Below are 6,000 nucleotides of genomic sequence, written 5' to 3' on the forward strand. Positions count from 1 at the left end.
AGCTTGCGGATACTTTTCTGATACCCCGCCTTCGCGAGCAAGCTCGCTCCCACAGGGAACTGTAGGGTCTGCAAACCCGAGCCTGACCGATTCATCAGGAAATACTGAAAAAGGACATATTTTTCAGCCCATTGAAGGTTTTGGTACGCCTTGTGCAAACGTTTGCGTAACGGCAATACCAACGTTTTCGTAACAAAACCGTACAAGCCCACGGAACACGGGCCTTGATCTGCAAAAAAGGATTTTGAATGCCCATCGCATGCCCTGTTCGCGCACCTTTCTCGTGCACGTTTGCTGTTTCCTTGCTACTGACCGGCGTTACCGGACTTCTCAGCCATAGCGCGTTGGCGCAACCGGCAAGCAAAGAAGAATCCGCTCAGGGCGAGGCGCTCAGCCCCGAAGCCAGCCCGCCAAAAAAAGGCGCCTACCTGTCGGACTGGTACAACCAGGACCTGATGCTGATCGGCAGCAAAGACATCAGTTTCGGCCCGCAGCCGGCCGACGACATCTATCTGGAATACGAGTACTTCGGCCGCAAAGGCCCGTTCGAACTGTACGGTTACATCGACATTCCAAAGATCTTCAATATCGGCAACAGCCACGACAAAGGCGTGTGGGACCACGGTTCGCCGGTGTTCATGGAGCACGAACCGCGCATCTCCATCGACTACCTCGCCGGCCGCAGTCTGGCCATCGGCCCGTTCAAGGAATGGTACGTCGCTTTCGACTGGATCTACGATCACGGCAGCCGTAAAGAGAACCGCGCCAACACCCTTTACAGTGGTTTCGGCACCGACATCGACACCCATTCGCGGGTCAATCTGTCGGCCAACCTGTACGGTCGCTATCAGTGGGAAAACTACGGCGCGAGCAATGAATATTCCTGGGACGGATACCGCGCACAACTGAAGTACATCGTGCCGATCGATAAATTCAGCAACGGCGCTTCGCTGACCTACATCGGTTTCACCAACTTCGATTTCGGCTCGGACATCCACAAGGACAACCCCGCGCGCACGGCCAACGCGACGGTGGCGACCAACGTCTTGCTCTACTCGTTCACCCACTTGCGCTTCACCCTGGTCGGCCGTTACTTCCACAACGGCGGAAACTGGGAAGACGGCAGCGAGCTGAATTTTGGCGACGGCAATTTCCGCGCGCGTTCCAATGGTTGGGGTTACTACGCCGGCGTCGGTTATCAGTTCTGATTCGAGGAGTTTTCTATGCAAGCAATGATGCGTTTGACCCTGGCCGGCGCGGCCCTGCTCTCCTCTACCGCGTGGGCGGCAGAGGCACCGATACAACCGAAAGTCGTGCTGATCACCATGTTCGCCCCCGAGGCTCAGCACTGGATCGACCGCCTGGAACTGAAGCAGGAAATCCGCGTGCCGGGCCTGTCCGCCGAGTATCCGAGCATCCGCTGCAACGCGCAGCAAGTGTGCCTGTTGACCACTGGCATGGGCCAGACCAACGCGGCCGCTTCGACATTGGCGTTGGCGCTGTCGCCGAAATTCGACCTGCGCAAAAGTTACTTCCTGATCGCCGGCATTGCCGGGATCAGCCCGAAACACGGGACCATCGGCACCGCTGCATGGGCGCACTATCTGGTGGAATTCGGCACGCAATGGGAGATCGATTCGCGCGATGCGCCATCGAACTGGCCGACCGGTTATTTGGGTATCAACACAAAAGGCCCAAACGAAAAACCGCCGCTGGACTACAAGACCGAAGTCTTCGAGCTGAACGCGAAACTGCAGAACAAAGCCTTCGCCCTGAGCCACAAGGTTGCGTTGAGCGAGAGCAAGGAATCGGCAGTGTGGCGCCTGAAATATCCGTCGGCCCCTGCCAATCAGCCACCGGTGGTCACCCGCTGCGACACGTTGGCCGGCAACACCTGGTTTTCCGGCACGCGCTTGAGCGAACGGGCCGAGGTCTGGACCAGATTACTGACCGACAACAAGGGCGAATACTGCACGACGCAGCAGGAAGACAACTCGACCTATGAGGCGCTGTTACGTGCCAGTCGCGAAGGTCTGGTCGACGTGCAACGTCTGGCCGTGGTGCGTGCCGGTTCCGACTTCGACCGTCCTGAGCCGGGCGGCAGTGAAGTGGACAACTTACTCAAGTATGCCGATCAGGGAGGCTTTGTGCCGGCGCTGGAAAACCTTTATCGCGCGGGTAATCCGCTGGTGCAGGACATCCTGAAAAACTGGTCAGCCTGGGAAAACGGCGTCCCGCAATCCTGAGCCCGACACCAATCAACTGTAGGAGTGAGCCTGCTCGCGATAGCGGTGTGTCAGTTTAATCATGAGTGACTGACACACCGCGATCGCGAGCAGGCTCACTCCTACAAAGGTTTTGAGGTGTGTCAGGGGATAAGGATGACCTTGTCACCGCTGCCCTGATTCACATCCGCATAACGCTGCAGGCCATCAGCCAACGGCGCCTCGACCAACCCCTGCGGCAACGGCAACAACCCTTCATCAAAGAACCGCCCGAACTGCTCCAGCATCGCCGCACACGCTTCAACGCCGTACAACAATGAATTGATCCCGACCACCGAACCGCCCTTGCGATACAGCGCCAGTGCCGGCAATTGCACATGGCCGTCCACCGGCGCGGCGATGATCGCGATCCGTCCGAACGTGGCCAATGCCGCCACCGACGCCGGCAGCCAGAAACCGGTGGTGTCGAAGATCACATCGGCGCCGCCGCGATACACCGCGCTGACCTGTGCACCGAGGTCCTCGGGCTTATCCAGCTGAATCGTCTGATAACCCTGCGCCTGCAAGTCCGCCACTTGCTCCGGACGGCGCGCCGCTGCCAGCAACTGCGCGCCACGCACTTTCGCCAGGGCCAATGCCGCCGTGGCCACCGCACCGCCGCCGATTACCAGCAAACGGGTTTCGGCCGTTACCAGACTGCGCGCCAAAGCATCCCATGCCGTGGTGTACGGCACGCCGAGGCTGGCCGCCTGGGTGAAACTCAGGTGCAAGGGTTTATGCGCCACACCATTGGCCGGCAGTTTGACGAACTCGGCGTGGGAGCCATCGGCGAAAAAGCCCAGCTCACGGCCAGTGCCCCAGACTTCCTCACCGATCAACGCCTGCGGACCGTCGACGACGACACCGGCGAAATCCCGACCGGGAATTCGTGGCAGCGTGGTGTAGGGAAAACGGCCGAGGACGTTTTTCACATCGCTGGGATTCAGGCCGGCAGCCTTGATCTGCACCAGCACTTCGTCAGCGCCGGGTACCGGGGTCGGCACCTCGACGTAATGCAGGGAAGACAGGTCGCCGGTTTTATCGAATTGCAGTGCTTTCATGGGGACATCCACCGAAGGAAAAGAGGAAATTCAGGACAACCAACCCGCGACCAGCTGCCGGCCCATCGGCCACAACTGCTCACCGGCCAGCATGCCGAGCAAGCCGACCAGCGCGATGGCCGGTGGCGCGGGAGAACGGAAATCCAGCGCGCCGTACAACAGGCCGACGCCCAGACCGATGGCCAGCGAAATCAGGTAGTTCATGGGGAGGAACTCCGCCGTTTGAAGGGAATGGGCAGAGTTTAGGGAACCGGCGGGGATGGCATCGGCCAAGGACTTCTGAATTTCGGACAAACCTTTGGAGCCAACACAATCCACTGTAGGAGTGAGCCTGCTCGCGATAGCAGTCTGTCAGTCACCGATGCATCAACAGACACACCGCTATCGCGAGCAGGCTCACTCCTACAGGTCTAATGCCAGTCTGATCATCCGCTGTGAGTCATGAATTGCGAGGGGGCGACGCCCAGTTCGCGGCGGAACATGTCACTGAAGCTACTGGGTGAATAGCCGAGCTCCCGGGCAATCACACTCACCGCCACGCCCTGAATCAACTCCGCCACCGCCGTCGCCAGTTGCACCTGCCGCCGCCATTCGGCGAAGCCCATGCCGAGGCTGTCCTTGAACAACCGCGCCAGCGTGCGCACGCTGGCCCCGGCATTTTCCGCGTGCTGCTCGAATGAAATCTCCAGCGACGGCGCCGCCATCACCGCTTGACACAGATTCATCAAGCGCCGATCGGAGTCGTCCGGCATCGGGATTTTCAACTGCGAACGCCTTGCGCGTTTCAGCTCCAGCAACGCCAACCCGACCAGTGCCTCGTAATACGCCGGATCACCACTGTCGCCCTGCTCCACCAGCCCGACAATCAACTCGCGCAGCAAACCGCCGACCTCGATCACCTGCACCGTCCGATCCAGCGTCGCCGCCAACGCCGGGCGCAGGTAGATATTGCGCATCTGCAGATCCGACACCACCCGAATCCCGTGCGGCACACCCGGCGGCAACCACACCGCCCGCTGCGGCGGCACCACCAGCGCTTCGTGCGGCGTCTCGACCCACATCACCCCGCTCATCGCATACAGCAATTGGCCCCAGACATGCTCGTGCGGCTCGATAAACAAGCCACGCGGATAGGTACGCGCCAGCGGTTGCACGGGCACATCGGTATCACTGAGATCGGGCGGTGCGGCGAGGGCCATGGCGAGCATTCATTGGGCTTGGTGGAAAACCCATGGTAACCAGTGCGCCACGGCGTCGCCAACGATAGATACCGTCGGACAATCCGAGTGAATTTTCCCGGTGCGCCGTGATCCCTCTATTACCACAGGGAGGAATACGGGCTTTATGAACAACGCAAAACTCTATGTCATCGAATACACCCTTCACGGCACGCCCAAGTCGTTCATTATCCGCTCGGACAAGATGGACAATGCCGAGGCGTGGCACTGGGCGAGCTGCGACGCCGGGGTCGGCCGCATCCCTCGTTTTGGCCGTGAGAAGGTGCAGAAGACCAGCAAACCGATGGCGGAAAAATTCGGCGTGGAAAACGTCGTGTGGCGACCGACCAGCTAAGCTCTGCCTGGCGATCGACATCATTCGGGGGAATGCACAATGAGCAACATCAGCAGCCCGGCGCATCTGGACTACGGCCTTGATACGCTGTTCGGGCGGATCACCAAAAGCGTGGACTGCCGCGTTGGGCTGGAGGCGGTCGAGGATGATCCGTATCGCTTTGCACTGCGGGTGCCGGCACCGCTGCCGGAAGACCTCGACCAGGCGAAAACCGTCGTGGTCAGGGTGGAAGGCCGGCGGCTGCAAGGCACGGTGCGGCTTACTGAGCGGCTGGATGATGAGAGCCTGAAACTGGAAGTGGAGCCTGATTAGGCTCCACTTTTTTATGGGTGCTGTTATTTGGGATGCGCGCAGTGGCAGCCTTTGCTTGAGCATTCCTCGCCACTCTTGTGGTGGTGTGCGCAGGCTTCACAGCAATAGTGTTTGCCGTGGACGGCGTAAGCATGGTCGCCTTCCTTGATTATGCACTTGCATCCGGGACAGTCGCATTTTCTATCGGGCATGGGGCAGACTCCTTGGGTGGTGGTTGTCTGAGGCTTGATGGGCAAGCCTTGATAACCAGTGTAGGAGCTGCCGCAGGCTGCGATCTTTTGATTTTGTTTGGGATTGGGGGTTTGGGTTTGGGTTTGGGGGCATATCCGTTGCTGCGGGTGTTGCCGCTGGCGGTTTCGCTCTTACAGCGAGTCACCTTTTCCAAACGCCGAAAAGGTAACCCAAAAGGCTTTGCCCCGGCGTACGGCACTTCGCTGAGGCTCAGTGTTCCCTCGCTACGGTGTCCATCCGGGGGCATCGCCTACGGTTTGCTTCGCTGCACCTCCTCTCGATGTATGCGGCTACGCCGCACGGCGCTGCGCGCCTACCCCCGGATGAACACCTTCGCTCGGCCTGCCGAAGGGGCAAAAGATCAAAAGCCGAAGCAAGATCAAAAGCAGGATCACAAGCCAGATCAAGAGCCCCTCACCCTAGCCCTCCCGAAACGTCGGACCGCCCGTAGGGAGAGGGGACTGACCGCGGTGTTTGGGAGAGGTACGCCGACGTGAAATACCGAGTCGAACTCAGACTCTAAAAAGCAAACAAATCGGCGCCTCACCCTCCAGGAACGG

Annotated in this window: 8 protein-coding genes; 4 read left to right on the plus strand and 4 right to left on the minus strand. The window is 59.7% G+C overall.

What is annotated here, in order from left to right; all coding sequences use genetic code 11:
* The first annotated feature begins 248 nt into the window (after positions 1-248).
* Together FGA82_RS30190 and FGA82_RS30195 are read left to right on the plus strand one after the other, a co-directional pair.
* Positions 249-1,208 (plus strand): nucleoside-specific channel-forming protein Tsx, encoded by a 960-nt coding sequence (locus FGA82_RS30190; protein WP_141129922.1) that lies wholly within the window; start codon positions 249-251, stop codon positions 1,206-1,208.
* A 15-nt stretch (positions 1,209-1,223) separates the two neighbouring features.
* Positions 1,224-2,246, plus strand: a complete 1,023-nt coding sequence (locus FGA82_RS30195) for a purine-nucleoside phosphorylase (protein ID WP_141129923.1) — start codon at positions 1,224-1,226, stop codon at positions 2,244-2,246.
* 122 nt (positions 2,247-2,368) lie between these two features.
* On the opposite strand, the gene FGA82_RS30205 is transcribed toward FGA82_RS30195, so the two are convergent.
* From FGA82_RS30205 to FGA82_RS30220, 3 genes are all read right to left on the minus strand, one after another.
* Positions 2,369-3,325 (minus strand): quinone oxidoreductase family protein, encoded by a 957-nt coding sequence (locus FGA82_RS30205; RefSeq protein ID WP_141129924.1) that lies wholly within the window; start codon positions 3,323-3,325, stop codon positions 2,369-2,371.
* A gap of 30 nt (positions 3,326-3,355) precedes the next feature.
* Complete coding sequence (locus tag FGA82_RS30210; protein WP_007969534.1) at positions 3,356-3,529, minus strand: DUF1427 family protein; 174 nt, start codon at positions 3,527-3,529, stop codon at positions 3,356-3,358.
* Positions 3,530-3,750: 221 nt separating this feature from the next.
* The gene (locus tag FGA82_RS30220; protein ID WP_141129925.1) at positions 3,751-4,533 is read right to left on the minus strand and encodes an AraC family transcriptional regulator; all 783 of its coding nucleotides are present in this window, start codon (positions 4,531-4,533) and stop codon (positions 3,751-3,753) included.
* A gap of 136 nt (positions 4,534-4,669) precedes the next feature.
* On the opposite strand from FGA82_RS30220, the gene FGA82_RS30225 reads away from it, so the two are divergent.
* Positions 4,670-4,897: a DUF6555 family protein gene (locus tag FGA82_RS30225; RefSeq protein ID WP_008081484.1), complete on the plus strand. Its 228-nt coding sequence runs from the start codon at positions 4,670-4,672 to the stop codon at positions 4,895-4,897.
* Positions 4,898-4,936: 39 nt separating this feature from the next.
* A complete protein-coding gene (locus tag FGA82_RS30230; RefSeq protein ID WP_141129926.1) occupies positions 4,937-5,209 on the plus strand; it encodes a hypothetical protein in 273 nt (90 codons plus the stop codon).
* A 23-nt stretch (positions 5,210-5,232) separates the two neighbouring features.
* Here FGA82_RS30230 and FGA82_RS30235 read toward each other — a convergent pair whose 3' ends face one another.
* Positions 5,233-5,400, minus strand: a complete 168-nt coding sequence (locus FGA82_RS30235) for a metallothionein (RefSeq protein ID WP_141129927.1) — start codon at positions 5,398-5,400, stop codon at positions 5,233-5,235.
* Positions 5,401-6,000 lie beyond the last annotated feature (600 nt).

This window comes from Pseudomonas fluorescens (genome assembly GCF_005938625.1).
Lineage (GTDB): Bacteria > Pseudomonadota > Gammaproteobacteria > Pseudomonadales > Pseudomonadaceae > Aquipseudomonas > Aquipseudomonas fluorescens_BD.

Coding starts and splice junctions, on each gene's coding strand:
- FGA82_RS30190 (WP_141129922.1), top strand. CDS start 249: ATGCCCATCGCATGCCCTGTTCGCGCACCTTTCTCGTGCACGTTTGCT.
- FGA82_RS30195 (WP_141129923.1), top strand. CDS start 1,224: ATGCAAGCAATGATGCGTTTGACCCTGGCCGGCGCGGCCCTGCTCTCC.
- FGA82_RS30205 (WP_141129924.1), bottom strand. CDS start 3,325: ATGAAAGCACTGCAATTCGATAAAACCGGCGACCTGTCTTCCCTGCAT.
- FGA82_RS30210 (WP_007969534.1), bottom strand. CDS start 3,529: ATGAACTACCTGATTTCGCTGGCCATCGGTCTGGGCGTCGGCCTGTTG.
- FGA82_RS30220 (WP_141129925.1), bottom strand. CDS start 4,533: ATGCTCGCCATGGCCCTCGCCGCACCGCCCGATCTCAGTGATACCGAT.
- FGA82_RS30225 (WP_008081484.1), top strand. CDS start 4,670: ATGAACAACGCAAAACTCTATGTCATCGAATACACCCTTCACGGCACG.
- FGA82_RS30230 (WP_141129926.1), top strand. CDS start 4,937: ATGAGCAACATCAGCAGCCCGGCGCATCTGGACTACGGCCTTGATACG.
- FGA82_RS30235 (WP_141129927.1), bottom strand. CDS start 5,400: ATGCCCGATAGAAAATGCGACTGTCCCGGATGCAAGTGCATAATCAAG.